Annotated in this window: 21 protein-coding genes; 12 read left to right on the top strand and 9 right to left on the bottom strand. The window is 57.9% G+C overall.

What is annotated here, in order from left to right; all coding sequences use genetic code 11:
* The first annotated feature begins 13 nt into the window (after positions 1 to 13).
* Genes GJU83_RS05530 through GJU83_RS05520 form a run of 3 tightly spaced genes read left to right on the top strand, consistent with a single transcriptional unit; the run spans position 14 to position 1,120 of the window.
* The gene (locus tag GJU83_RS05530) at positions 14 to 238 is read left to right on the top strand and encodes a hypothetical protein (RefSeq protein ID WP_069184463.1); all 225 of its coding nucleotides are present in this window, start codon (positions 14 to 16) and stop codon (positions 236 to 238) included.
* A 47-nt stretch (positions 239 to 285) separates the two neighbouring features.
* Entirely contained in the window at positions 286 to 654 is a 369-nt protein-coding gene (locus tag GJU83_RS05525; RefSeq protein ID WP_069184462.1) for a YbaN family protein, read from the top strand.
* Positions 655 to 682: 28 nt separating this feature from the next.
* Positions 683 to 1,120: an RrF2 family transcriptional regulator gene (locus tag GJU83_RS05520; protein WP_069184461.1), complete on the top strand. Its 438-nt coding sequence runs from the start codon at positions 683 to 685 to the stop codon at positions 1,118 to 1,120.
* Positions 1,121 to 1,161: 41 nt separating this feature from the next.
* On the opposite strand, the gene GJU83_RS05515 is transcribed toward GJU83_RS05520, so the two are convergent.
* Positions 1,162 to 2,235 (bottom strand): fatty acid desaturase family protein, encoded by a 1,074-nt coding sequence (locus GJU83_RS05515; protein WP_069184460.1) that lies wholly within the window; start codon positions 2,233 to 2,235, stop codon positions 1,162 to 1,164.
* A gap of 53 nt (positions 2,236 to 2,288) precedes the next feature.
* On the bottom strand, positions 2,289 to 3,392 hold the full coding sequence (locus GJU83_RS05510; protein WP_069184459.1) for a ferredoxin reductase: 1,104 nt from the start codon (positions 3,390 to 3,392) through the stop codon (positions 2,289 to 2,291).
* A 196-nt stretch (positions 3,393 to 3,588) separates the two neighbouring features.
* On the opposite strand from GJU83_RS05510, the gene GJU83_RS05505 reads away from it, so the two are divergent.
* Positions 3,589 to 4,215 carry a TetR family transcriptional regulator gene (locus tag GJU83_RS05505; RefSeq protein WP_069184458.1) on the top strand — a complete coding sequence of 209 codons (627 nt, stop codon included), beginning with the start codon at positions 3,589 to 3,591 and terminating at the stop codon, positions 4,213 to 4,215.
* Positions 4,216 to 4,227: 12 nt separating this feature from the next.
* On the opposite strand, the gene GJU83_RS05500 is transcribed toward GJU83_RS05505, so the two are convergent.
* Positions 4,228 to 5,697, bottom strand: a complete 1,470-nt coding sequence (locus GJU83_RS05500; protein WP_069184457.1) for a WS/DGAT/MGAT family O-acyltransferase — start codon at positions 5,695 to 5,697, stop codon at positions 4,228 to 4,230.
* A gap of 215 nt (positions 5,698 to 5,912) precedes the next feature.
* Here GJU83_RS05500 and GJU83_RS05495 point away from each other — a divergent pair, with 215 nt between their 5' ends.
* The 5 genes from GJU83_RS05495 (at position 5,913) to GJU83_RS05475 (ending at position 11,560) form a co-directional block, all read left to right on the top strand.
* Positions 5,913 to 6,797, top strand: a complete 885-nt coding sequence (locus GJU83_RS05495) for a bile acid:sodium symporter family protein (protein WP_069184456.1) — start codon at positions 5,913 to 5,915, stop codon at positions 6,795 to 6,797.
* Positions 6,798 to 6,812: 15 nt separating this feature from the next.
* A complete protein-coding gene (locus GJU83_RS05490; protein WP_153633917.1) occupies positions 6,813 to 7,193 on the top strand; it encodes a CidA/LrgA family protein in 381 nt (126 codons plus the stop codon).
* Positions 7,186 to 7,923 (top strand): LrgB family protein, encoded by a 738-nt coding sequence (locus GJU83_RS05485; protein ID WP_153634412.1) that lies wholly within the window; start codon positions 7,186 to 7,188, stop codon positions 7,921 to 7,923. The genes GJU83_RS05490 and GJU83_RS05485 overlap by 8 nt, the downstream gene beginning before the upstream one ends.
* A gap of 161 nt (positions 7,924 to 8,084) precedes the next feature.
* A complete protein-coding gene (locus GJU83_RS05480; protein ID WP_153633916.1) occupies positions 8,085 to 10,163 on the top strand; it encodes a TonB-dependent receptor family protein in 2,079 nt (692 codons plus the stop codon).
* 38 nt (positions 10,164 to 10,201) lie between these two features.
* The gene (locus tag GJU83_RS05475; RefSeq protein ID WP_153633915.1) at positions 10,202 to 11,560 is read left to right on the top strand and encodes a TrpB-like pyridoxal phosphate-dependent enzyme; all 1,359 of its coding nucleotides are present in this window, start codon (positions 10,202 to 10,204) and stop codon (positions 11,558 to 11,560) included.
* Here GJU83_RS05475 and GJU83_RS05470 read toward each other — a convergent pair whose 3' ends face one another.
* From GJU83_RS05470 to tmpT, 5 genes are all read right to left on the bottom strand, one after another.
* A complete protein-coding gene (locus tag GJU83_RS05470; RefSeq protein WP_153633914.1) occupies positions 11,561 to 13,492 on the bottom strand; it encodes an alkaline phosphatase D family protein in 1,932 nt (643 codons plus the stop codon). It lies immediately after the preceding gene.
* Positions 13,489 to 15,048 carry a SpoVR family protein gene (locus GJU83_RS05465; protein ID WP_069184451.1) on the bottom strand — a complete coding sequence of 520 codons (1,560 nt, stop codon included), beginning with the start codon at positions 15,046 to 15,048 and terminating at the stop codon, positions 13,489 to 13,491. Before GJU83_RS05465 ends, GJU83_RS05470 begins: the two co-directional genes overlap by 4 nt.
* Positions 15,045 to 16,340, bottom strand: a complete 1,296-nt coding sequence (locus GJU83_RS05460) for a YeaH/YhbH family protein (protein ID WP_069184450.1) — start codon at positions 16,338 to 16,340, stop codon at positions 15,045 to 15,047. Before GJU83_RS05460 ends, GJU83_RS05465 begins: the two co-directional genes overlap by 4 nt.
* Before the next feature lie 33 nt (positions 16,341 to 16,373).
* Positions 16,374 to 18,296, bottom strand: a complete 1,923-nt coding sequence (locus GJU83_RS05455; protein WP_069184449.1) for a PrkA family serine protein kinase — start codon at positions 18,294 to 18,296, stop codon at positions 16,374 to 16,376.
* Between the two features lie 401 nt (positions 18,297 to 18,697).
* Positions 18,698 to 19,351: a thiopurine S-methyltransferase gene (gene tmpT, locus GJU83_RS05450; RefSeq protein WP_153633913.1), complete on the bottom strand. Its 654-nt coding sequence runs from the start codon at positions 19,349 to 19,351 to the stop codon at positions 18,698 to 18,700.
* Positions 19,352 to 19,444: 93 nt separating this feature from the next.
* Between tmpT and GJU83_RS05445 the strand changes: the two genes are divergently transcribed.
* Entirely contained in the window at positions 19,445 to 20,380 is a 936-nt protein-coding gene (locus GJU83_RS05445; RefSeq protein WP_153633912.1) for a D-2-hydroxyacid dehydrogenase, read from the top strand.
* A gap of 49 nt (positions 20,381 to 20,429) precedes the next feature.
* Here GJU83_RS05445 and GJU83_RS05440 read toward each other — a convergent pair whose 3' ends face one another.
* Entirely contained in the window at positions 20,430 to 21,683 is a 1,254-nt protein-coding gene (locus GJU83_RS05440) for an OmpP1/FadL family transporter (RefSeq protein ID WP_153633911.1), read from the bottom strand.
* A gap of 236 nt (positions 21,684 to 21,919) precedes the next feature.
* On the opposite strand from GJU83_RS05440, the gene malE reads away from it, so the two are divergent.
* Both malE and GJU83_RS05430 read left to right on the top strand, forming a co-directional pair.
* A complete protein-coding gene (malE, locus tag GJU83_RS05435) occupies positions 21,920 to 23,149 on the top strand; it encodes a maltose/maltodextrin ABC transporter substrate-binding protein MalE (RefSeq protein ID WP_069184445.1) in 1,230 nt (409 codons plus the stop codon).
* A 36-nt stretch (positions 23,150 to 23,185) separates the two neighbouring features.
* Positions 23,186 to 24,922 (top strand): methyl-accepting chemotaxis protein, encoded by a 1,737-nt coding sequence (locus GJU83_RS05430; protein ID WP_069184444.1) that lies wholly within the window; start codon positions 23,186 to 23,188, stop codon positions 24,920 to 24,922.
* The last annotated feature ends 11 nt before the right edge of the window (positions 24,923 to 24,933 follow it).

The following is a 24,933-nucleotide window of genomic DNA, read 5'->3' as shown; positions in this document are numbered from 1 at the left end:
AAAGAGGTTTGTCATGGCTGACTACGAAAAATGGCTGTTCGCAGCAAACGGTGCTCTCGGACTGTCCGTCTTCGGTTTGCTGGCTACGATTCTGCTTGCCTACCCGCTTGCGGACGCGCTGTTGCTCTCTGTGCAAATTGCCGCGCACATCGGAACCCTGGTTTTTGCAGTTGGTGTCAAGGTGGCCTATGTGGCGCGTCTGGTTTTTCTGAGCCGTTTGGGCAGACCTGTTCATTGAATCCCGGTAGAATAGATGCAGTTATCAACCTTGGTGAGAACCCCGCAATGGGCGACCGTTTTGGGAAAACCGGATTCCGAATTCTTGCGTATATGTCCGTTGCGCTTGCTGCCGCTGGTGTCGTGCTTCCACTGTTGCCCACGACGCCTTTTGTTCTGTTGGCTGCATTTTTTGCCAGCAAGGGGTCTCCGGCTTTTGCCAAGTGGCTTGAAGACCACCCCAGGTTTGGTCCGGCCATTGATCAGTGGCGCACACGCAGAGCCGTGCCGGCACGGGCGAAGGTGCTGGCCTGCAGCATGATGGCGCTGAGTTGGGGAATGCTGTTTGCGCTTGGGGCGTCCGGAGTGGTGTTGGGTATCTCTGGCGTATTTCTGTGTGGCACAGCCTGCTATCTGTTAACCCGACCTTCTTACTGAACGATTGTGACAATAACTGGAGTATTGAATGCACATCACCCGCTACACGGATTATTCACTTCGAGTACTGATATATCTGGCAGTTCAGGGTGATCGTCTGGCCACCATTCAGGAAATCGCCGACAGCTACGACATTTCCAAGAACCACCTTATGAAGGTGGTGCATCAGTTGAACAAGAAGGGATACATTGAAACCATCCGGGGCAAGAAAGGAGGCATGCGCCTGCACCGTTCCCCTTCTGACATCAGTATCGGTATTCTGGTTCGGGAAACCGAACAGGATCTGAGCATCGTGGAGTGCTTTTCCTCCAAGAATGCCTGCAAGATAACGCCGGTTTGTGGTCTGAAATCGATGTTTGGTGAAGCTCTGAAGGCTTTTCTGGAAGTGCTCGACAAATACACTCTGGCCGACGTTATCCAGGATCAGCACAGACCCCAGCTTTTGAGATTGCTTCAGATAGCCTGATCCGGCCAGCCGCATCTAAGCGACTGGCCGGTCGGGCCTGCTCAAGCCGCTCTGGCCATTCCGGTCACCTTTTCAGGCAGTGAGTGCCGGAGTATCCGCTTCAACACCGTGCCGTACTGCTTCGCAAAGCGACCCGTGTTGTAGTGAATGCCGTACTTTTGACACACAGCCTGAACCTTCCCGGAAATTTCCGGATACCGGTGGGCGGGCAGGTCCGGGAATACGTGGTGCTCCACCTGGTAGCTCAGGTGCCCGCTCAGAACGTGCAGCCAGCGGCCCCCGGTAAAGTTTGAGGACCCTGTTAGCTGGCGCAGGTACCAGTGGCCCTTGCTTTCACCCTCGCACTCCTCTTCCGTGAAAGTTTCCGCATCCTGGGTAAAGTGGCCGCAGAAAATTACCGTGGACGACCAGAGATTACGGATCAGATTTGCGCCCACGTTCCCCGCCAGAACAATCGGGGCCACCGGAAACGTGAGCAGCGGGAAGAAGACGTAGTCCTTGAACGCCTGCCGGCCACCCTTACGAGCAAACTCTTTGAGAAACGGAAGCTTTTCACGCCAGCTGATTTCCCGGCTGCGAAGTTTCTCGGTTTCGAGTTCGTGCAGCCCCACGCCCCACTGAAAAAACACACTCAGCAGGATGTAATTAATGAACTGAAGTGCGTGCCAGGGTTTCCAGGGCTCCTCATCCGTGAGTCGCAGCACGGCGTAGCCGTAGTCACGGTCCTTGCCGATGATGTTGGTGTAGGTGTGATGCTCGTAGTTGTGGGTGCGACGCCAGGAATCTGATGTACACACCGTGTCCCACTCGTAGGTCTGGGAGTGGAGGCTCGGGTCATTCATCCAGTCATACTGGCCGTGCATGACGTTGTGGCCGATTTCCATGTTCTCCAGGATCTTGGCAACGCCCAGGGTCACCGTCGCGGCAACGAATACAGGCGGTATAAAGCCAAACGGCATCATGAGCCGGCCGCCGGCTTCGAGACTTCGGTGCAGGCGGACCATCCGCCGGATATAGCTCGCGTCCCGGTCGCCGAGGTCTGCGAGAACCTCGTCCCGGATCGCGTTCAGATCGGTTTCAAGCTCTGCGAGTTGCGCTTCGGTCATCTTTTTCATGGTGATACTCCCTGCGGTGCATCAAGGCTTCGCGATAAAATCGGGTGATAGGCTTAAAGGTCGAGTGACACCGGGCCCCGGGGTACGGAGATGCAAAGCTGAACGTTTTCCTCGCCGGGGCCGGAGGCCTGGCCGGTCAGGCGGTTGATGACGGTGCCCGTGGTTTTCCGGCAACTGCATTGGTGGCATATGCCCATACGGCAGCCGTGGCGCGGAGTCAGGCCTGCGGCCTCGGCGATCTCCAGCAAGGTGGCATCGCCCTCGGATCCGACTTCCAGTTGACTGGTTTCAAACTGAACCTCGCCACCAAGCGTTGCTCTGTCCAGATCCGCCGTTGGCACCGAGAAAAAGGTGCTGTGGATATCCGAGTCAGCAATACCCCTCCGGTACAGAAGGTCCCGGGCCAGATCCATGAGCCCCTTCGGTCCGCACAGATAGACCTGCCGTGCCTTGATGCCCGGCACCGCTTCCAGATCCCGGTCACGCAGGTAGCGGGGTTCTTCTGACTCGTTGGTGGCAATGATATTCAGCGTCAGTGCGCTATAGCGTGCCTCCAGTGCCCGCAGTTTTTCCCGGGCGATGACGTCTTCACGGGTTCGAACGAAATAAAGCAATGTCACCGGTGCCCGATAATCCTGTGCCGCCATGGTCTCAAGCTGGCTCAGGACTGGCGTAATGCCGCTGCCGCCGGCAATGAACAGGACCGGTCGGGCAGGTTCTGGTATCAGGAAGTCGCCAAAGGCCTCGCCCATACCGATTACCGCACCAGTTTGCAGATGATCGTGAAGCCAGTTGGTCACCAGGCCGCCCGGAAGGCGTTTGAAGGTCAGGGTGACCAGCCCCTGGTCCCGCCAGAGCAGGGGGGAACTTGAGAGGCTGAACGTGCGGTTGCGGCGGACTCCATCCACTTCAACACAGATGTTCACATGTTGGCCGGCGCTGAAGCCGGACCAGCGTCGGGCCGGTTTCAGCACCAGGGTTTTGGTGTCATGGGTTTCAGAGAGAACCTGCTCTACTCGGGCCGGTGTGTACTCTTGTACCCACATCGGATTGATGCGCTCAAGCAGAGGGTCGAAAAATACCTCTGGATCGTTTCGGTTGAACAGCTGTCTGCCAAGCCATTGTAGAGCTTTGTGCTGGGTGTTTCTCGCTAACATGCTGAGTGCCTCCCTGAGGCTTTCCGTTATCCATGTGTACAAGTGTTCACTAATGTGTACGACTGTACACACGGAGCGTTAAAGTCACAATGGATCAGCTGGTAATGGCTCGAAATGACAAGCATTCTGTACTTTTATTTTTTCGGATGTGTACACTTGTGAACCATTCGTAGACGGCAGGCGGTACTGACAAAAGATGGCGGAAAAACAACGCAGAAAGCCCGGCGAAACCCGCGAAAAACTGATGAGCGCGGCGTTAACGCTGGTCGGCAAGGGGCGGCATTTCACCAGTCTTGGTATCCGGGAAGTAACCCGTCAGGCGGGTGTGGTTCCAACCTCGTTTTACCGGCATTTCCGCAATATGGACGATCTGGGGCTTCAGCTCGTGGATGAGCTGGGACTGGTGTTGCGCAGGATGATGCGAGAGGCCCGGGCCAACGTTTCGCAGGCGGATAAACTGATTGAGGAATCGGTGGCCATTTTCATCAGTCACGCCCAGGCGAACCGGAGCTTTTTCCTGTTTATGGCTCAAGGGCTGGCCGGTGAAAGCAGGGCGGTGCAGGAAGGTATCCGGAGCGAGATGCGTTTCTTTGCCAGTGAGCTTGCCAACGACCTGCGCAGGCTGAGGCTGGTAGATCACCTTACCGACCAGGATCTGGACATGACCTGTGATCTGGTAGTCCGGAGTGTGGCCTTCAGCCTGACGGATCTGCTCGGCGTCTCGGCCGATGACGACTACCAGATCGAGCAGATCCGGAAGCGGACCACCCGCTTCCTTCAGCTGATTTTCGTGGGCGCTGCCCACTGGCAAAGCGCGGGCTGATCTTACGCTCGATCAGTCTGCTTTACTCTTTTTTGTCGCCGGCTTTCGTGGTGCCCTGGGCTTGGCCGCCGCTTCTGATTTGGCCTTTGGCGGCAGAATCAGGCTTTCCAGTTCGTCCAGCGCCTCACCGGTGTAAACCGCCAGTCTCTGCATGCTTGGCAGTGTGTCCCTGCAGCCGGTGTAGCCGAAGTTCAGTGATCCGTCATAACTAAGGCAGGTGATGTTCAACGCACCGCCGTGTGCGATCAGGGACACCGGGTACATGGCTTCCAGTTTCGCGCCCTCGTAGTAGAGGGTCCTCTGGGGGCCCGGCACATTGGAAATCGTGACATTGAACACCGGTCGCATCCGCCCGCCGAGGCCCGACATCAATTGCAGGATGTAGGGTGACATCAACAGCATGGTGTATTGGGTCAGGGCGCTTTTGGGCAGTTTTTGCAGGTGCTCTTTGGCCCTGCGGGTGGATGTCTTGATGTTCTGCAGCCGCGTTAATGGATCCGCCTCGTCGGTCGCCAGGGATGCGATCATGAAACTGATCTGCGTGCCTGTGCCCTGGTCATCGGAGGGGCGAATGTTCACCGGGATACCGGCGGTCAGCGGAATGTCTGGCAGCTCGTCCTGCTCCACCAGAAAACGTCGGAGGGCGGTACCGCAGAGGTACAGAACAATGTCGTTCAGGGAGCCGCCGGAGATGTGGGCAAGCTCCTTGATGCGGTCAAGCTGGTAATGCTGGGTGGCGAACCGGCGCTGCCCGGTGACCCGGTGATTGATCTTGGAAACGGGCCCGGTAAATGGCGCGGTGAGGCCGTCTTCGGGATGACGCACCGAATGCACCAGCCGGTTGCCCGCCTGCCACAGGCGTGGCGCCATATCCGCCTGCAGCTTCAGGGCTTCCATGGCCTGTGAAACCGCGCCGGGCACGCTGGCCTCGGAGTCGGATTTGCTGCCGCGGCGACGCTCCGGACGTACCGACCAGGGGGGCGGCATATCCCGCTTGTCTGGATCGGTAGTCAGCACCCGTTGCATCAGGCGCATACCACTTATGCCATCGATCATCGAATGATGCATCTTGGTGTATAGCGCAAACCGGTTGTTCTCAAGACCCTCGATAACGTGGCATTCCCAAAGCGGGCGGGAGAAATCCAGGGGATTGGAATGCAGGCGCGATACCAGGATACCCAGTTCCCGCTCACCACCAGGGCGCGGCAGGGCCGAATGGCGCACGTGGTAATCCAGATCGATTTTCTTGTCGACTTTCCATGCCGGCGCCAGTACACGACCCAGCAGTCCGGACCACGCCAGTTTGTAACCCCAGGGCGGTGCTACATCGCCGGTTTCCTTCATGCGGGTCACCATGTCCCGAAGGAAGGTTTCAGGGGCGCCCTCCGGTAGCGAAAAGATCTGCAGGTTGCCCACGTGCATGGGAGTGTCTTCAGATTCTACGGCCAGCCAAGAGGCATCCAGGGTTCCCAGGCGTTTCATTCCTTGTGTGTCTCCACCAGTGTCCAGGTATTTTAATTGTCCGTTGCAAGTATACGTGCAACTGCTCCGTGACACGATGCTTCAAGTCATAAAGTTCCCCGCGTTTGCTATTTCCTGCCGGTTCAATCGATTGTTGTTTGGCCTCCCGAAAGGGAGCGGTCTGTGCTACTTTTCATCGGTTGGTTGTAGTAAAAACAAAAACATCCGGAGGCGTTGTGGAATCCAGCCCGCTTATCTCGGCAGGACTGCCGATTGCTCTGTTCATTATCATGATCGGTATCGGCATGACCCTGACGATACGTGACTTCCGCCAGGTAGCGGTGTATCCGAAAGGGATGATCGTCGGCACCGTTGCCCAGATTCTGGTCATGCCCCTCATTGCTTTCATGCTGGCCACATTGCTGGCGGTTCCACCGGCCATCGCCGTTGGGTTGGTGATTATTGCCGCCTGCCCCGGGGGCACCACCTCGAATCTGTTTGTGCTGCTCTCACGGGGTAATATTGCACTGTCTATTGTGCTGACGGTCAGTGCCAGCCTGATCACCATCCTTACCCTGCCGCTGTTCACCAACATTGCCCTTCAGCATTACATGGGAACCGAGGAAGACATTGTGCTGCCGGTGTGGAAAACCATCGGCATGCTGGTTGGTATTGTGCTCTTCCCGGTAGCCATTGGAATGGTGGTTCGTACCCGCAACCCTGAAGTTGCCCGCAAGGCAGAAAGCATCGTTAGCATCTTCGGCGGTATTGTGCTGGCCGTCCTGATTGTGGCCCTGGTGTACGGAGTTCGTGACCAGATCTGGGAGCTTTTGAAGCAGGCAGGGCCGGCTACTATTCTGTTGAATGTGGCCGGTATCGGGCTGGGCCTTGCTGCCGGTCGCCTGGCGGGTCTGACCCAAAGGGAGTCGCTGGCGGTGGCGGTGGAACTGGGGGTAAAGAACGGTACCATTGCCCTGATGGTTACCCTGACCCTGCTGGAGTCCAGCGCCATGTCCATCCCGGCAGCGGTATATGGAGTGCTGATGTTCCCGATCGGTTTTGTCCTGGCCATGTATGGCCGGAGTATCATTCCCATTTCGACCTTACAAAGCAAACCCTGACTGGAGTCCTGCGTCATGCAGTTCCTGAACGGCATTACCCTGCTACTGGTGTATCAGCTGGTGGGTGAGATCACGGTTCGATTGCTGGGGCTGCCCATTCCCGGGCCGGTACTGGGCATGGTGATGCTATTCATTACCCTGATGATCCGGGGCAAAGCCCCGGAGTCCGTTGACCAGGCGTCTACAGCCTTGCTCAGCCATCTTTCGCTGCTTTTTGTTCCGGCCGGTGTGGGCATGATGGCGCATTTCGGCCGCATCGCCGACGAGTGGATTCCAATAACCCTCGCGCTGCTGCTGAGTACGGTCATAACCATGGTTGCCACGGCCCTGATCATGCAGGTAACCACGCGCTGGTTTGCGTCGCCCGTTTCGGAAAAGGAGGCTGATGATGACTGAGCCGGGGCTGAAAGACATCTGGGTCTATCTTTCCACGTCGCCGCTGCTTGGGCTGACCATCACCCTGGTGGCCTATGGTCTGGCCTACCGGCTGTACCTGAAAACCAATTCCAATCCCCTGGCCAATCCGGTCGTCACGTCCGTCGCCATGCTCATCATGCTGTTGCTGGCCACCGGCACGTCTTACAGTGATTATTTTGAAGGCGGGCAGTTTGTTCACTTTCTGCTGGGTCCGGCCACGGTGGCCCTGGCCGTGCCGCTGTATCAGCAGTTTTCCCGGTTGCGACAGCTCTGGCTGCCCGTGACGATTTCGCTCCTCTGCGGCGTTGTCATCGCCGCCGGCAGTTCCATTGGTCTGGCCCGCGTTCTCGGAGGGTCTACGGAGATCCAGATGTCCCTGGCCCCGAAATCGGCAACGGCACCGGTAGCCATGGGTATCTCTGAAAAAATTGGCGGGCTCCCGTCTCTGACGGCCGTCCTGGTCGTGATAACGGGCATCACCGGCGCCGTTCTGGGCACAAAACTCTTCGAGTGGATCCGGGTTCGCGATGATACCGCCAAAGGCATCGCCATGGGTGTTGCAGCCCACGGTATCGGAACCGCCCGGGCGTTTCAGGTAAGCTCGCAGATGGGGGCTTTCTCAGGTCTGGCGATGGCACTTTCGGCGTTCGCAACGGCTTTGCTGGTTCCCTGGCTGGTTGATCTGCTTGCGGCCTGGATCCCCGCCTGATTTCGCCGCCTTGTACCTGCAACCAAAGTCCTATAAAAAACAGATGAAATGATTATTTAAAACTGGCTTTCCGCCGGATTGAATGGGATGACACCATTTTCCGATTGCTGGCGTACCCGTTGTCAGGAGAAGTTCTTGATAACGAGTCCCCTGGAGGCCCTTTGAACAAGAATAATTACCTTGCAACTCTGGCACTGGTTCCCATCTGCTTTTCAGTCTCCCCTGTAGTGACGGCCCAAGCAACGGCAGGCCAGGAAGAGGAAGAGTTGGTTCTGGAGGTTACGTCTCCGAGGCTGGTGCGGGACCTGTATGAAACGCCCGCAGCGGTCTCCGTGGTCAATGCTCCGGACATCCGTGAGGGACAGCAGCGCCTGCAGCTGGACGAATCCCTCGATACCGTCCCCGGCCTGTTCTTCCAGAACCGCTACAACTTTGCCCAGAACCTTCGGCTGTCCACTCGCGGGTTCGGGGCCAGGGCGCCTTTCGGTATTCGGGGTATCCGGATCCAGGTGGACGGCATCCCCTACACGCTGCCGGACGGCCAGTCGCAGATTGATGCCATTGATCTGGATTCGGCCCAGCGCATCGAGGTTATTCGGGGGCCGGCTTCGGTACAGTACGGAAACGCTGCCGGCGGTGTCATCGATATTTCGACCGCGCCAGGCGACGAACTCCCGGCGGGCGGCCGTCTGCGGCTGGATGGCGGCAGTGACGACTATCGCAAGGCTGCCATACAGGGCAACGGCGTGGATGGCGATACCAGCGGCATAGCAACGCTTTCGTGGCTGACATTCGATGGCCACCGGGAGCAGAGCGAGGCGGAAAAGGCGCTGTTCAACGCCCGTGTCGCGCGGGATCTGGAGTCCGGAAGGCGTCTGACCGCAACGTTCAACGCGCTACATAACCCGAAATCCGAAGACCCCGGCGGGCTCACCCTGGCCCAGGCCGAAGAGGATCCGGAGCAGGCCACCGCGCTCGCCAAGCGACTGGACAGCAGCCAGACCGTAAACCAGCAGACCCTGGGTGTAAGATGGGAGGATTCCGTCGTGCTGCCCGGTCAGCTCACCCTCGATACCTTCTACACCCAACGGGATTTCGCGCAGCAACTGCCGTTTCCCGGAAGCAGCCGGATAGCCTACGACCGGCACTTTTACGGCATCAGTTCCCAGTACCAGCAGGAATCGATGCTGGCCGGATTGCCTCTGGTTTGGGTCACTGGCCTGGATGCACATCATCAGTCCGACGACCGGCGCCGCTATTCGGTATCGATTGACGGCGATATTACCGGCCAGACCCAGGCCGAAAACCAGAGTGCCACCAATGTAGCGGTGTTTGGTCAGGGCGATCTGGCGCTGAGCGACGTACTCAACATCTCCCTGGGCGTGCGGTTCGACCGGCTGCATATGGCGATAGACGACGAATGGCTGCAGGACGGTAGCGATGATTCGGGCAACCGGACCTTCCGGGAGTACAGTGGTGTTGCCGGAATCAGCTACAAACTGGCACCGAGGCACCAGGTATACGCCACCCTGGGTACCGCTTTCGAGTCCCCCACCTTCACCGAGTTTGCCAACCCCAACGGCGGTGGTTTCAATCCCGAACTGGAACCCCAGCAGGCATTGAATCGCGAGCTGGGTATGCGCGGCATGCTGGGTGCAGGGTTGAGCTATGATATGGCGCTGTTTTCCATTCAGGTGGAGGACGAGATCCTGCCCTTCAACGTGGGCGATCAGACCTTCTATGAAAACGCCGGTGAAACCCGTCGCAATGGCTTCGAACTGGGACTGGCCTGGGAGCTTTCCTACGCATGGCGGGTAACCAGCGCGCTGACCCTGGCGGATTACGAATTACGGGACTTTGCCGATGAGCAGGGCAACGATGCCAGCGGCAATGCCATTCCAGGTCTGCCCGAGCAGCTCTGGGTGAACGAGCTGGAGTGGCGCGGAACAGGCGGCCGTTTTGCGGCCCTCGAGTGGCAGTATGTGGGCGAGTTCTACGCCGAGAACAGTAACCAGACCCTGGTCAGTGATTACTGGCTGGCTGGTCTGCGTGCCGGCGATTCAATTCGCATGGCGTATCAGACCCTGAACCTGTATGCCGGCATTCGCAACCTGCTGGATCAGGATTATTTCAGTAATGTACGCATAAACGCCAATGCGAACCGCCCGGTGGAAGACCGGGGCTATTTCGAACCAGGTCCCGGAAGAACTTTTTATGCGGGCCTGGAATGGGTATTCTGAATACCTATAACAACACAAACAGTAGGGATTTTTTATTCATGCAAACCAAGTTCCTTCTCGAAGAAAGCCAGATGCCCAAATACTGGTACAACCTGCAGGCGGACCTGCCTGAGCCGTTGCCGGCCGTACTGCACCCGGGCACCCAGAAACCGGTGGAACCGTCGGATCTGGAACCTTTGTTCCCGATGGCGCTGATCGAACAGGAGGTAACCACCGAGCGGGAAATCGAGATTCCGGAGCCGGTGCGTGACGTCTACAATCTCTGGCGACCAGCGCCTCTTTATCGCGCGCATCGCCTGGAGAAGGCACTCGGAACCCCGGCTAAAATCTTCTACAAGTACGAGGGCGTGAGCCCGGCGGGCAGCCACAAGCCGAACACGGCGATTCCGCAAGCCTTCTACAACCGCGAAGCGGGCATTCGTACCCTGACCACTGAAACCGGTGCAGGGCAGTGGGGCACGTCGCTATCTTTTGCCGGCTCCCTGTTTGATATCGACGTTACCGTCTTCCAGGTGCGGGTTTCCTACAACCAGAAACCCTATCGCCGGGCCGTCATGGAAACCTATGGCGCTAAATGTGTGGCCTCACCCTCGGAGCTGACTGAATTCGGTCGCAAGGTGTTGGCCGAGAACCCCGACCACACCGGCAGTCTCGGTATTGCCATCTCCGAAGCGGTGGAACTGGCTGTGCAGGATCCGAACACCAAATACGCCCTGGGTTCGGTACTCAATCACGTGCTGCTCCATCAAAGCATCATTGGGCTGGAAGCCATGCAGCAGATGGAAATGGCAGACTGCTGGCCGGATGTGATCGTGGGTTGCACTGGCGGTGGTTCCAACTTTGCCGGTATTGCCTTCCCGTTCATGGGCCACGCTCTTAGAGGCGGTGAGAAATCCCGGATCGTCGCGGTGGAACCCTCGGCGTGCCCGACCCTGACCCGGGGCAAATACGCCTACGATTACGGCGATACCGCCCACATGACCCCGCTCACGAAGATGCATACCCTGGGCTCCGGATTCACACCGCCCGGCTTCCACGCCGGTGGCCTGCGCTACCACGGTATGGCCCCACTTGTTTCCCACGCCAAGGAACTGGGGCTGTTTGATGCAGTGTCCTATACCCAGCGGGAGTGCTTCGAGGCCGGTGTGCTGTTCGCCAAGAATGAGGGTATCGTGCCGGCTCCGGAAGCCAACCATGCGGTCAAGGGCGCCATTGATGAAGCCCTGCGCTGCAAGCGGGAAGGCAAGGAAGAGGTGATTCTGTTCAACCTCTGCGGTCACGGCCATTTCGATATGGCGGCCTATACCTCCTACTTCGCCGGTGAACTGAGCGACCACGAATACGACGAACAGGAACTGGCGATGGCGCTGTCCGGACTGCCTTCGGTCAACGCCTGATTAGTCGTCTTTAGCGCGCCGCTGAAAAATCGTACCCCCGCCGCCGGCATCCAGTTGCCGGATGGCGGTGGGTGCGCCTTCTTCATCCAGCCGCACATCTCCGATGCCGGCTCCGTTCCACAGCCGCTCACCGGCCTCCCGGCCCTCCGGTAGCCTGGGAGAGATCCACATTCGCCGTCTCTTGGTGAACCAGTTCAGGGGCGACCAGGGCGCAAACAGCCAGCGATTGAGCCGGTCCAGCCATTCCAGCAGGGTGTTGGGGAATTCATTTTTGATGCCGCTACTGGTGATCTGCCAGACATGTGGACCGTTCTGTTTGTGGCGCAGCCTAACGTCATAGGCAAACGAATAGTGGACATCCCCGGAAAGAATCACGAAGTGTCTGGGCGTTCGGGGGTGGCCGAAAATATTGAGCAGTACACTGGCGGCGCCTCGATGCGCCATCCAGTTTTCAGCGTCTACCAGCAGGGGTTTGCCGAAAAAGGTAAACACCCGCTGGATCATCTCGATGAGCTTCACCCCGAACATGGGCGCCGGGGAGACCACCACGACCGCGTCCTCGCCCATGATCTCATGCTGGAAATCGGTCAGCGATTCCCAGTCCATCAGGCCGGACGGGTGGCTGCGCCGGATCTCACTGCGCCAGCGGTGCGTGCGGGTGTCCAGAACCACCAGTCTGGGCGAGGTGGGCAGGCTGTAATGCCAGTGCTGGAAGTGAAACAGTTGGTCGATCAATTCATCCTGGATGGCCTTGTCCAGCTCGTGTTGTCCGTCACTGGAATCGAACAGCTTCTGACACTGTTCGATCAGGTCCCCGAAATTACCCGGTTGGTTACCCCAGCCCTGGCACAAGAGATAGCCCAGCAGGGCATTGCCGATGATGCGCCGGGAAAAGGGGTGTTCATAAGCGGTGGTTTCCCAGAGGGCCGAGAGATTCCAGTCGTCGGTAACGTCATGATCATCAAAGATCATATAGACGGGCACGTTAGCCATGGCCCGCGCTGCCCGCGGAAGGGTTCTGCGAAACTCGTCGATAGCGGCCTGTTCTTTCCGATAACGCGCCAGTTCGTCCGGATCTTCGACTGGCTCCGCGCTGGTAACAAGGTGCCAGGGCTCCGGCGACCACACCAGCAGGTACATGGCCATCACCTCGGCGAACGAGATCAGGTGATTGCCGGCGTTGGCGGTTGTGAACACTGGCTTGCGGACGCCACCAAAGAAACGCTCGGTGAGGTCCTCGTTAAATTCGGATTCCGGCAGCAGTTCATCCCGGTGGTAATAGGCATTTGCTACCGAAGTCAGTTCCTTGCTGTGTGAAAGCGAGGCGCCTTCCAGCACTTCCTGGTAAAGACCCAGCTGGTGAATAACGCACTGGATGGCGTGCAACATCGGACCGGCCACATCATCGGCGTAGACCTGGTCGCCGGTCATCAGCAGCAGAGACGGAACGTCCTCTAGTCTCTGTGCCTTCTGCAGTTCCTCATCCACCCGAACCAAACCGTCTCGCGAGGGATGGTGAGGTCTCCGGCAGGAGCCATGGAGTATGCGATCCAGTTTCGACTTCAGGGTAAAGCCAGGGCGATCGCGGCTCTCCGGGCAAAGATGCGTAGCCCAGCTGCGGATCCATCGGGGTGGGGCGGATCCGTCACCAGTGAGCCCCAGGTCGTACTCAAGCGGGGTGTCCCGGGGCAGAGCGGAGTCCGGTGTGATTGTCAGAAGGTTCAGCCAGGCACGGGTACCAATTCGAAGCCGTGAAACCTCTGATTCTGCTAGCGGACGATCCAGCAGGAGCTCTCTGCCTTTGAATACCTGAACGGCGAGCGCTGTCCGTTCGCTGGTTACCAGCCACAGAACAAGTGAGTCCGGCGCGGAATGACGTAGAATCGGGCCGGCCAGTACCGGCCCGAATTTGCCATCAGGCTCCAGATTCAGTCCTCCTCAAGTTCCCTTGGCGGGCAGTGGTGGTCTTCCACCACGGTGCCATCGTCCACGCTTTCCAAATGCACATCAAAGCCCCAGAGCCTGTGCACATGGCGCAGAACCTCGTCGGTTTCCTTGCCCAGTGGCACACGGTCTACCGGTATGTGGCGCAGGGTCAGGGAGCGGTCGCCGCGCACATCCACATTCCATACCTGGATGTTGGGTTCGCGATAACTGAGATTGTACTGTCGCGCCAGTTTCTCGCGCAGGTCCCGGTAACCGGGTTCATCGTGGATGGCGGTTACCCGATAGACGTCCTCCTGATCGTCGTTCTGGATCGCAAAGAGCTTAAGGTCCCGCATCACCTTGGGTGAGAGGAACTGCTGGATGAAGCTCTCGTCCTTGAAGTTCTTCATCGCGAAATGCAGGGTTTCCAGCCAGTCGCCGCCGGCGATGTCCGGGAACCACTCCCGGTCTTCGTCTGTGGGGTTCTCGCAGATTCTGCGCAGATCCGTGAAGATCGAGAATCCCAGGGTGTAAGGGTTCAGGCCGGAGTACCAGGGGCTATTGAACGGTGGCTGATACACCACCGCCGAGTGGCTCTGGAGAAACTCCAGCATGAAACCGTCTGTCACCAGGCCCTTGTCGTACATACGGTGTAGAAGGGTGTAGTGCCAGAAGCTGGCCCAGCCTTCGTTCATGACCTGGGTCTGGCGCTGGGGATAGAAGTACTGGCCCAGCTTCCGCACGATGCGGATGATTTCCCGCTGCCAGGTCTCCAGCAGTGGCGCGTTCTTCTCGATGAAATAGAGAATGTTCTCCTGTGGCTCTTCCGGGTAGCGCTTGCCGCGTCTAACCGGGTCATCCTCGTCGTCCATTTTCGGAATGGTGCGCCAGAGATCGTTGATGCGCCGCTGCTGGTACTCCTCACGCTCCTTCTGGCGCCGCACTTCTTCTGAAGCCGATATCGGTGCAGGGCGCTTGTAGCGATCTACGCCGTAGTTCATCAGGGCATGGCAGGAATCCAGGATTTCCTCGACGGCATCCACGCCATAGCGCTCCTCGCACTCCGCCACGTAATGGCGGGCAAACACCAGGTAATCGATGATCGCGCTGGCGTCGGTCCAGGTGCGGAACAGGTAGTTACCCTTGAAGAACGAGTTGTGGCCGTAGGAAGCGTGGGCGATAACCAGCGCCTGCATCGGGAGGGTGTTCTCTTCCATCAGGTAAGCGATGCAGGGGTTGGAGTTGATCACGATCTCGTAGGCCAGGCCCATCTGACCGCGCTGATAGCCCTTGGAGGTACTGAGGAACTGCTTGCCGAAGGACCAGTGATGGTAGCCAACCGGCATGCCCACGGAGCTGTAGGCGTCCATCATCTGTTCGGCGCTGATCACCTCAATCTGGTTGGGGTAGGTGTCCAGGCCGAACTCGGCGGCGCACTTGGCAATCTCGTCGTCGTATTTCTGGATCAGCTCGAACGTCCATTCAGAACCGGTCGAGATCGGCTCCCGGGCTCTGGGCTGATCGCTTTCGGGCGAGTTTGGACGGTCCATGAGGTTAGTCATGCGGCTTTCCTCTCGAACAACTGCCGGAATACCGGGTAAATTTCGCCGGGGTCGGCGATCTGCTGCAGAGCAAAGCTCTGTGGGAATTGCTCCTGGATCTTCTCGTACTCGTACCAGAGCATCTGGTGGTCCTGGGGTGTGATCTCCACGTAGGCAAAATACTGCACCAAGGGCAGGATATTGTCGGCCAGGATCTTCCCGCACACCGGCGAGTCATCGTTCCAGTTATCACCGTCCGATGCCTGGGCAGCGTATATGTTCCACTCGGCCGGGGAATACCGGGATTCGATAATCTTGTGCATCAGCTTGAGGGCGCTGGAGACAATAGTGCCGCCGGTTTCCCGGGAATAGAAGAACTCCTCCTCGTCCACTTCCTTGGCGCTGGTGTGATGCCGGATGAAGACCACTTCAATCTTCTTGTAGTTCTTCTTCAGAAACAGGTACAGCAGGATGAAGAAGCGCTTGGCAATGTCCTTGTGCATCTGGGTCATGGACCCGGACACGTCCATCAGGCAGAACATCACGGCACTGGTGGCCGGCTGTGGCTTTTTCACGTGCTGGCGATAGCGCAGGTCGATCTCATCAATGAAGGGAATGCGGCGAACATTCGCCTTCAGTCGCGCGATTTCCTCCTCCAGAACCTGAATCTGGTCTTCGTGGCTGAACGCGGGATCCAGGTCTTCCGGCGCTGATTTCAGTGCTTCCAGCTGTTTTTCCAGATCCCGGATCTTCTTCTTGCGCGCGCCTCCCAGGCCCAGGCGTCGGGCGTGGGCACCGCGCAACGAGCGTACGACATCCAGCTTGGCCGGCACCCCCTCGGTGCTGAAGCCGGAGCGGATATACTTGAAGGCCTCGGTGTCCTTGAGTTTCTTGCGGGCCAGGTTGGGGAGTTCGAGATCGTCGAACAGAAAATCGAGGAATTCTTCCTGAGTGATCTGGAAGGCGAACTCATCCATACCTTCGCCGTCCGGGCTGGCCTGGCCCTGTCCGGAGCCCTGGCCTCCGCCGCCCTCTGGCTTGGGGATGGTGTCGCCGGCCACAAATTCCTGATTGCCGGGGTGCACCACCTCCCGTTTGCCGCCCTGGCCGTGGTGGAAGATGGGTTCTTCAATGTCCCGGGACGGAATACTGACCTTCTCGCCCCGTTCTATATCGGTGATTGAGCGCTTCTGAACCGCATCCGACACCGCTCGCTTGATGTGGTGGCGGTAGCGGCGCAGGAACCGTTCCCGGTTCACCGCGCTCTTGTTTTTACCGTTCAGTCGCCGGTCGACTATGTGGGTCATTCCCATGGCGTTACTCCAGCTCAGTGAATGGTCACTGACTTAGTGAGACTTGCGAACCCGCAGGTACCATTCGGCCAACAGCCGGACCTGCTTCTCCGTGTAGCCTCGATCGACCATACGCTCGACGAACTGCTTGTGCTTGTTCTGGTCTTCCTGACTTGCTTTCGGGTTGAACGAAATCACCGGCAACAGATCCTCGGTGTTCGAGAACATCTTCTTCTCGATCACGCTGCGCAGCTTTTCGTAGCTGAGCCAGGACGGGTTCTTGCCACCGTTGTTGGCCCGGGCCCGCAGCACGAAGTTGACCACCTCGTTCCGGAAATCCTTCGGGTTGGAAATGCCCGCGGGCTTCTCGATTTTTTCCAGCTCTTCGTTGATGGAGGAGCGATCGAGGATTTCGCCGGTGTCCGGATCCCGGTATTCCTGATCCTGGATCCAGAAGTCGGCATAGGTGACATAGCGGTCGAACAGGTTCTGGCCGTATTCGCTGTAGCTTTCCAGGTACGCAGTCTGGATTTCCTTGCCGATAAACTGCACATAGTGCGGCGCCAGGAATTCCTTGATGAACCTCAGGTATTTCTCATGGGTTTCCGGCGGGAACTGCTCCTGCTCGATCTGTTTCTCCAGCACATACAGCAGATGTACCGGGTTCGCCGCCACTTCGGTGGTGTCGAAGTTGAAGACCTTGGACAGGATTTTGAAGGCGAAGCGGGTAGAGAGCCCGTCCATGCCTTCCATCACGCCAGCGGCGTCACGGTACTCCTGGATGGATTTGGCTTTCGGGTCGGTATCCTTGATGTTCTGGCCGTCATAAACCCGCATCTTGGAGAAGATGCTGGAGTTTTCCGGCTCCTTGATGCGCGAGAGCACCGAGAACTGGGCCAGCATGTCCAGGGTGTCTGGCGCGCAGGGAGCACCTTCGAGCGAACTGTTGCTGAGCAGTTTCTTGTAGATCTCGATTTCTTCGGTCACCCGCACACAGTAGGGCACCTTGACGATATAGACCCGGTCAAGGAACGCCTCGTTGTGCTTGTTATTGCGGAAGGTCTGCCACTCCGATTCGTTGGAGTGGGCCAGGATCACACCGTCGAACGGGACAGAGCCCATGCCTTCGGTGGTGTTGTAGTTGCCTTCCTGGGTCGCGGTCAGCAATGGGTGCAGCACTTTGATGGGTGCCTTGAACATCTCTACGAATTCCATCAGCCCCTGGTTGGCCTTGCACAGGCCACCGCTGAAGCTGTAGGCATCCGGATCGTCCTGGGAGAAATCCTCCAGCATGCGGATGTTGACCTTCCCGACGAGGGCGGAAATGTCCTGGTTGTTGTCGTCACCGGGCTCGGTCTTGGAAACAGCAACCTGGTCGAGTACCGAGGGGTACATTTTTACAACCCGGAACTGGCTGATGTCGCCGCCGTACTCATGCAGGCGTTTCACGGCCCAGGGCGACATGATGTTTTTCAGGTAACGGGCAGGAATCCCATATTCCTCTTCGAGGATCTGGGCGTCTTCGGCCGGGTCGAACAGACCCAGGGGAGATTCGTTTACTGGCGAGCCCTTGATGGCGTAGAAGGGCACTTTCTGCATCAGTGACTTGAGTTTTTCCGCCAGAGACGATTTACCACCGCCCACTGGGCCCAGCAGGTAGAGGATCTGTTTCTTTTCTTCCAGGCCCTGGGCGGCGTGGCGGAAGAAGGAAACGATGTTTTCCACGGCGTCTTCCATGCCATAGAACTCGGAAAACTCGGGGTACCGCTTGATGACCTTGTTGGAAAATATCCTTGAAAGCCTCGGATCTTTGGAAGTATCGACGAGCTCTGGTTCGCCAATGGCAATTAACATTCTCTCAGCGGCCGTGGCATAGGCCGTTGGGTCCTTTTTGCAGATCTCCAGGTATTCCTCCAGGCTGTATTCTTCTTCCTGGGTACTCTCATACCGGTCTTTGAAGTGCTGCAGTATGCTCATAGATTGCCCTCGCTCGCTGTATCTTCAGCTTTCAATTCACGCAATTTCCCCGTTGCAGTCGGCTCCGCCCATCCGGGCGGTTCGTTTAGTTATGGGTGGAAGGAATGGATACTTACAAGCCTGTGAACGATCAACTCGTGGCCGGCTTGGTTATTTTGAGCTTAGTTCACGGTTCGGGAGTTGGACAGTGTGTGAGTGGTTAAGGTTCATTAAATTATGTTAGAGCGGTGTGGGGTTTTTGTAGCTCTGGTGGGCTGGCATGTCGCTATGGGGGCTGGAGCGCACCAGGGGTCTTCCTGAAAGCGAATTGGCAACTCGCTGCGCTCAGACATCAAATTCGCTTTCAGGAAGACCCCCGGTACACTCCGATCAGACTAAAGATGCGACCGCTTGAAGGCATCTTAGATTTTGGTTAGACGGAACACGCTTTCCGAGGCGTTTTCCAGGCCTTTCCGTTTTGTAAACGGGTGATCCTTGGCCAGGGTGTTGGTCAGGATGTGTTCGATTTTGTAGTCGTCCTGGTAGAGCTCCTGCACTTCCTCGTCGCTGACGTTAAACGGAGGACCCTTGATTTCGGTGTCGTAGTCCAGGGTGATCAGCAGGATTTTCGTGCCGTCGGGGATGATGGCGGTGAGATGGTTTACGTAGTCTTTGCGCATTTGGGGCGGCAACGCGATAAGGGCGGCCCGGTCGTAGACCAGTCGAACGTGCTTCAGATCGTCGGGGACCAGTTGGAAGAAGTCGCCGCACCAGAGTTGCAGGTTGTCGTGTTTGAAGGTTATGAAGGGCTCGCCCGGGTGTACCTTGGCTTTTTCGCCGGCTTCTTCGAAGAAGTCCTTGCAGGCCAGCTCGCTGAGTTCCACGCCGATGATGGGGTGGCCGCGGTCGTGGAGCCACCACATGTCGTGGGCTTTGCCGCACAGGGGTACGAAAACGGCCTCAGTGCCTTTGCCGGCCAGTTCCGGCCAGTGGTCGTGAAGGTACTGGTTGACCGTGCCCTCGTGGAATCCGATTTCCTTTTTGGCCCAGCGTTCGTGCCAGAATTCATGTTCCATGGTTCACACCCTGTTCTTGCTTGGACATTTTGAGTCTTGGACGTTTACCTCAGTCTACCCTAATCTGTGGCCATCTGGATTCAGGAGAAAAGTATGAAAGCGGTGTTCCTTGATGCCAAAACGCTTGGCGATGATGTGGATCTCTCGCCCATCGAGTCGGTGACCGGCGGGCTTGAAAAGTATGAGCGAACTGCGCCGGATGACGTGCTGGAGCGCATCCGGGGGTTCGACACCGTGCTGGTCAACAAAGTGGTGCTGGGCAGAGAGCATTTCGAGGCGTGCCCGGAGCTCAAAACCATCGCGGTGGTTGCGACCGGTTTGAACAATATTGATCAGGCGGCAGCCAGGGATCATGGCATCAAGGTGATGAACGTGACGAACTACGGCCGCTCGACGGTGGCCCAGCACACGATGGCTCTGATGCTGGCGCTGGCCACCCGGCTGCTGGATTATGACCGGGATGTGCGGTCCGGGCTTTGGGGCAAGAGTGATATGTTCTGCCTGATGGATCATCCGATTATGGAGCTGGAGGGGCGCACGCTTGGTATTGTCGGCTACGGCGATCTGGGTGAAGGCGTGGCGGAGCGGGCTGCGGCCTTTGGCATGCGGGTCTTGTTGGGGGCCCGACCGGGTCAGGAAGCCGGAGAGGTGGACGGGTATTCCCGGATCCCCCTGGATGAACTCTTGCCTCAAGTGGATGTGCTCTCACTGCATTGCCTGCTCACGGATGAAACCCGGGATCTGATCGGTGCCCGTGAACTGAAAATGATGAAGCCGGACGCGTTGCTGATCAACACCAGCCGCGGCGGCCTGGTGAATGAGCAGGCGCTGGCAGACGCGCTGCGTGCCGGCGAGATCAGCGGTGCCGGGTTCGATGTGCTGACCGAGGAGCCGCCCCGCAACGGCAATCCCCTGCTGGCGGACGATATTCCGAACCTGATTATTACCCCGCACTCTGCCTGGGCCAGCCGTGAGGCGAGGCAGCGGATTGTTGGTATTACTGCGGCGAATCTCAATTCGGTGCTGTAAAAGAAAAGCCCTGGGCGAACCGGGGCTTTTGGGACTGGCTAGGGTTGGCTCAGTACTTCCAACCGACGCTGACAGAGGCACCCAACTGGTACATTTCCAGATCGATGGTCTGGTTCGGTGCCAGCGGGTTGGGTCCGGTCACGGTCTTGGCCGGTGAGTAAAACGCCATACCCGACACATCCAGGTTTTCGCTGAAGTTGTGGGTAAAGCCGCCGGTAAAGTGCCATTCCTGGACTCCCGGTGCCAGGATGTTGAACAGCACATCTTCATCGGAGATGGGATTCTCACCGTAGCTTACGCCGGCCCGCCATGCGTGGGAGGTTGTTTGCTGCCACTGCCAGCCCAGTTTGACGATGGTCATGTCGTCCCAGCCAAAGCCTGCGCCGTCATCGTCGCCGAGTTGAGCCGTCTGCAGATTGGGCAGGAGCGGCTTGCCCACGCTGTTGATCTCGCTGTAGCGGATATGCTGGATATCCAGCAGGAACCAGTGGTCTTCGAGTCCAGACCAGGCAATGCCTGCGTTGAACATCTGTGGAATGTCGAAGTCGCCTTGCTCGGCGAACAGGCCACGGTATTTGTCGAACTCGTTCATCGTCAGAATGTTGCGCCAGCTTACGCCGCCGCGGAGGGTGTCGGTGATCTCGCCCTGCCAGCCGATCTGGTAGCCGTAACCCCAGGCGTCATCAGTGCCATTGTTGGAAAGGGCACTGGCGTCTGAGGAAAAGGGTGCGAAGCTTTGCAGGCCTTCTGCCTCAAAACGCTGATAGGCAATAACGGGCGAAATGCCGATGGCCTGGTTATCTGAGAACTCCCAGGACCAGGTAGGCGCAATAAATAGCTGCTCCAGGTTGACCCCGGTGCGGCCAGCGTAAAACGGACCACCGCTTTCACCGGAGTAGTCGGTGTTCATGCCACCATTGGCAAACACCGAAACGCCGAAGCTTGTGGTGTCGGACAGTTCCCGATTAAAGCCCAGGTGGGGGATAACGAAACCGTTGCGGCTGCTTTTGTAAGTGCCCGGCTGCAGGGAGAACGCGGGAGGAGGAGAGACCGGACCCTCTACTGTGTATTCCCGCCTGGGAGAAAACACTTCGAGACCGCCATCAATGCGATTGCCAACAAACGCCATGCCCGCCGGATTGGTCGCCGCTGCAATGCTGTCCTGGGACAGAGCAGTGCCAGCACCGGCCATCCCTTTGCTGATGGTGCCATAACCATGACTGAAGTAGCCGTTGGTGGCCTGGGCGGTCAAAGGAGAGAGGGCCGTGAGTGCGGCCACTCCCAGAGCAAGCTTGATTCGCATGAGAAAATATCCGTTCAGGTAATCGACATATCATGAATAGCCGTCTTTTTACATGCTTTTCGTTATAAGAGAAAGAAGCAAATATTGATATGGTTATATCGTGATCTGAGTTTTTGGTCCGGATATTCGTACGCCCCCCGCTTCATCCCCGAAAAGATGACAGCTGTATGACGTAGTTGTTGTCGCTTCCTGCCTAAACTGCCCACGCTCAAACAAAAACAAAAGGGCGATACATCATGATCGGGAAAACACTGGCAGCACTGTGTTGTGCTCTGCTTTGCTCCCAGACAGCACTGGCGTTCGAGCGGGGCGAGTTGCTTATCTGGATCAATTCTGACAAAGGCTTCAACGGCCTGGCCGAGGTCGGCACGCGCTTCGAGCAGGAGACGGGGGTTCCCGTCACGGTTGAAACTCCAGACGATCTGACCTCCCAGTACGACCACTACGGATATACTGCCAAGGCTCCAGACATCGTTATATGGCCCCACGACCGCTTCGGCAGTTGGATCAACGAGGGCCACCTGACACCAATCAAACCCTCAGACACCTTCCGTGAATCGATTGCACCCTTCGCCTGGCAGGCAGTGTCGGTGGGTGATCGCGTTTATGGGTATCCCATCGCTATGGAAGTTGTGAGCCTTCTCTATAACAAGGATCTGGTCAAGCAACCGCCGCGGACTCTGGACCAGGTGGCCGAACTGGACCGGAAGCTGGCCAGTAAAGGTGTCAGTGCAATTTCCTGGGACTACCGAAACGTATACTTTTCCTGGCCAATCTTTGCCGGTTCCGGCGGATACAGTTTTGGGGCGGAGGGTTTTGTCTACGACCTTTCCGACGTAGGCGTTGCCACTGACGGTGCCGTGAATGCGGTGATCGGCATCCGCAACCTGCTCAAGCAGGGCGTGCTGGCCGCCGGCGCCGACTACGGCTCCATGATGGAAGGCTTCAAGGCCGGGGAAGTGGCCATGATCATCAACGGGCCCTGGGCCTGGAGCGAGCTGCGTGGAGCCGGCATTGATGTCGGCATTGCGGATGTGCCGACAACAACCGGGGATCCTGGACGACCCTTCGTGGGGGTCCTGGCGGCCGGCATCAGTGCGGTGTCCACCAATCAGGAGGTAGCCCGGGAATTCCTGGAGGAGTATTTGCTTACCGAGCAGGGGCTTCATTCGGTCAACGATGATAAACCCCTTGGTGCCGTAGCCCATCTGGATGTTGTGAACACGCTCCGAGAAGACCCGTTCATTGACCATACCTTCCGATCCGCCAGTCGGGGCGAGATCATGCCCAATATTCCAGAGATGAAGCGCTTCTGGGACCTGATGACAATTCGGTTCACCAGCATGCTGGAAGGTGAGGAGCCTATTCGCGCCACCCTGACCGAGGCCTCAACCCGGTTGCAACGCCTGGACGAAATGCGCGGCTGGACCCGCCGCCATTATGTGACGACCGAAGCCTCCAACTAACCCCTCATCAATTGACGCCCGGCAGGTGCCCAGACAATGACGCTACGCTTCTCCAGTTTCAGTATTCGTGCCCGGATCGTGGCTCTGTTCTCGGTACTGATCGGGCTTTCGGTCCTGTCATCCTGGCTGATGCAGTCCCGCATTGATGTTATCGGGGCAAGAGTGGACGACCAGGCAACCATCATTGCCGGCCAGCGCGCCGCGACCGAGCAGCAGTCGGAACTGATTGACCGTCAGCAGGCAATCGGTGTGTTGGCCGGCCGGGTGACCACTGCGCAGCAGCACCTGGATGCGATGCAGTACTGGTATTTCCACGCAGCGCTGAACGCAGATCTGGAATCTCTTGAGAAGGCCGAGGCGGCTCTGGCGCTGTTGCTGGCAGAGCTGGATTCCATGGCCATAGCCGATGCGGCTCTAGGTGATAGGGTTGCCGACATGAAGGAATCTGTGGATACCTATCGGACTGTTGGTGCACGGATGTTCGAATTCTTCGAAAAGTCCATGATGCTCATGGGGCGCTCAATGGCGGAGGTTGCCCGAGAAGAGGCGGTAAAGCTGACCAACCATCTGGGTGCCATTCGCGTGGACTACCAACAACAGGCGAGCGCTCTTTCAGAAGGTGTGCTGGCCGCCGGTGCCGACCTGCTGACCGCCTCGGATGAGGTCGTGGGCAGCGCCGAAGCTGTCCAGCAGGATATTAATGGCGCCCGGCAGACCGGTCTGGTCATGGCGGTTACCCTGGTGGTTGCGGCCCTGGTGCTTGGCGGCCTGTTCCTGATGTCACTGACGCGGCCCATAAATCGTCTCGGGCGGCAAATTTCCGACATCCAGGAAACCAATAATCTCGCTGGCACCCTGCATTATCAACGAAAGGACGAGCTTCGGGTTATTGCCAGTGCCTTTGACCAGATGCTTGAACGGTTTGCCAGACTGATTGGCCAGGTGGCTGGCACCACCGGAGATCTGGGGGATGTGGCGGCGCGGGGCCGGGCCAGCTCCCAGAGCCTGAATGAGTATGTGGGGCGTCAGAAACACGAAACCAGCCTCGTTGCGACCGCCGCCAACCAGGTGACGGTCACAGCTGAAGGTGTATTAGATAATGCCCGGAACGCCGAACGCCTGTCCCGCGAGGTCAGTGAGCTGACGTCCTCCGGAGGCGCCGCCGCTCAGGCGTCGGTCACAGCAATGAGCCAACTTGAAGAGCGCATTGAAGAAGTGGCTGTGTCTATTCGCTCGCTGGCTGGACAGAGTGAATCCATCGGGCGTGCGGTGGAGGTTATCCGGGTTATTTCCGAGAAAACCAATCTGCTGGCGCTCAATGCGGCCATTGAAGCAGCCCGGGCGGGTGACGCGGGGCGGGGATTTTCCATTGTTGCCGACGAAGTTCGTGGCCTGGCCCAGCAGACCGCCGGATCTACCGAGGAGATTGACGAGCTGGTAACGGCCCTGCAGAAGGGGGCCCGGAGTGCGGTAGATTCTGCCGAGACCAGTCGAGAGGAAAGCCGACGCACGGTGGCGCTGATCCAGGAGTGCAGCCAGAGCCTCCAGGCCATTGACGACAAGGCCCTGGCAATGCGTTCACTTAATCAGGAGGTCGCCCAGGCGGCCGCAGAACAGAGGGACGCTGTGAGCAGTATTGACGAAAACCTGATCAATCTGACCGAGCAGATAGAGGAGATATCAGACAACGCCCGAAATGCCGAATCCATGACTGACCGTGTGGCCTCGCTGAGTGAGATCCTGACCAGCAACATTCGTCAGTTCCGGTACTGAATACGCAAATA

Source organism: Marinobacter salsuginis, assembly GCF_009617755.1.
In the GTDB taxonomy this organism is placed as follows: Bacteria; Pseudomonadota; Gammaproteobacteria; order Pseudomonadales; family Oleiphilaceae; genus Marinobacter; species Marinobacter salsuginis.
The sequence above is the reverse complement of the archived record's forward strand: the minus strand, read 5'-3'. Positions and strand labels throughout refer to the sequence as shown.

What these genes read in the sequence shown, in the direction of transcription:
- GJU83_RS05485 (WP_153634412.1), top strand. Translation starts at nt 7,186, where the DNA reads ATGACTGAGCCGGGGCTGAAAGACATCTGGGTCTATCTTTCCACGTCG.
- GJU83_RS05430 (WP_069184444.1), top strand. Translation starts at nt 23,186, where the DNA reads ATGACGCTACGCTTCTCCAGTTTCAGTATTCGTGCCCGGATCGTGGCT.
- GJU83_RS05490 (WP_153633917.1), top strand. Translation starts at nt 6,813, where the DNA reads ATGCAGTTCCTGAACGGCATTACCCTGCTACTGGTGTATCAGCTGGTG.
- GJU83_RS05505 (WP_069184458.1), top strand. Translation starts at nt 3,589, where the DNA reads ATGGCGGAAAAACAACGCAGAAAGCCCGGCGAAACCCGCGAAAAACTG.
- GJU83_RS05455 (WP_069184449.1), bottom strand. Translation starts at nt 18,296, where the DNA reads ATGAGCATACTGCAGCACTTCAAAGACCGGTATGAGAGTACCCAGGAA.
- GJU83_RS05460 (WP_069184450.1), bottom strand. Translation starts at nt 16,340, where the DNA reads ATGGGAATGACCCACATAGTCGACCGGCGACTGAACGGTAAAAACAAG.
- GJU83_RS05525 (WP_069184462.1), top strand. Translation starts at nt 286, where the DNA reads ATGGGCGACCGTTTTGGGAAAACCGGATTCCGAATTCTTGCGTATATG.
- GJU83_RS05520 (WP_069184461.1), top strand. Translation starts at nt 683, where the DNA reads ATGCACATCACCCGCTACACGGATTATTCACTTCGAGTACTGATATAT.
- GJU83_RS05440 (WP_153633911.1), bottom strand. Translation starts at nt 21,683, where the DNA reads ATGCGAATCAAGCTTGCTCTGGGAGTGGCCGCACTCACGGCCCTCTCT.
- GJU83_RS05515 (WP_069184460.1), bottom strand. Translation starts at nt 2,235, where the DNA reads ATGAAAAAGATGACCGAAGCGCAACTCGCAGAGCTTGAAACCGATCTG.
- tmpT (WP_153633913.1), bottom strand. Translation starts at nt 19,351, where the DNA reads ATGGAACATGAATTCTGGCACGAACGCTGGGCCAAAAAGGAAATCGGA.
- GJU83_RS05510 (WP_069184459.1), bottom strand. Translation starts at nt 3,392, where the DNA reads ATGTTAGCGAGAAACACCCAGCACAAAGCTCTACAATGGCTTGGCAGA.
- GJU83_RS05465 (WP_069184451.1), bottom strand. Translation starts at nt 15,048, where the DNA reads ATGACTAACCTCATGGACCGTCCAAACTCGCCCGAAAGCGATCAGCCC.
- GJU83_RS05445 (WP_153633912.1), top strand. Translation starts at nt 19,445, where the DNA reads ATGAAAGCGGTGTTCCTTGATGCCAAAACGCTTGGCGATGATGTGGAT.
- GJU83_RS05500 (WP_069184457.1), bottom strand. Translation starts at nt 5,697, where the DNA reads ATGAAACGCCTGGGAACCCTGGATGCCTCTTGGCTGGCCGTAGAATCT.
- GJU83_RS05475 (WP_153633915.1), top strand. Translation starts at nt 10,202, where the DNA reads ATGCAAACCAAGTTCCTTCTCGAAGAAAGCCAGATGCCCAAATACTGG.
- GJU83_RS05530 (WP_069184463.1), top strand. Translation starts at nt 14, where the DNA reads ATGGCTGACTACGAAAAATGGCTGTTCGCAGCAAACGGTGCTCTCGGA.
- malE (WP_069184445.1), top strand. Translation starts at nt 21,920, where the DNA reads ATGATCGGGAAAACACTGGCAGCACTGTGTTGTGCTCTGCTTTGCTCC.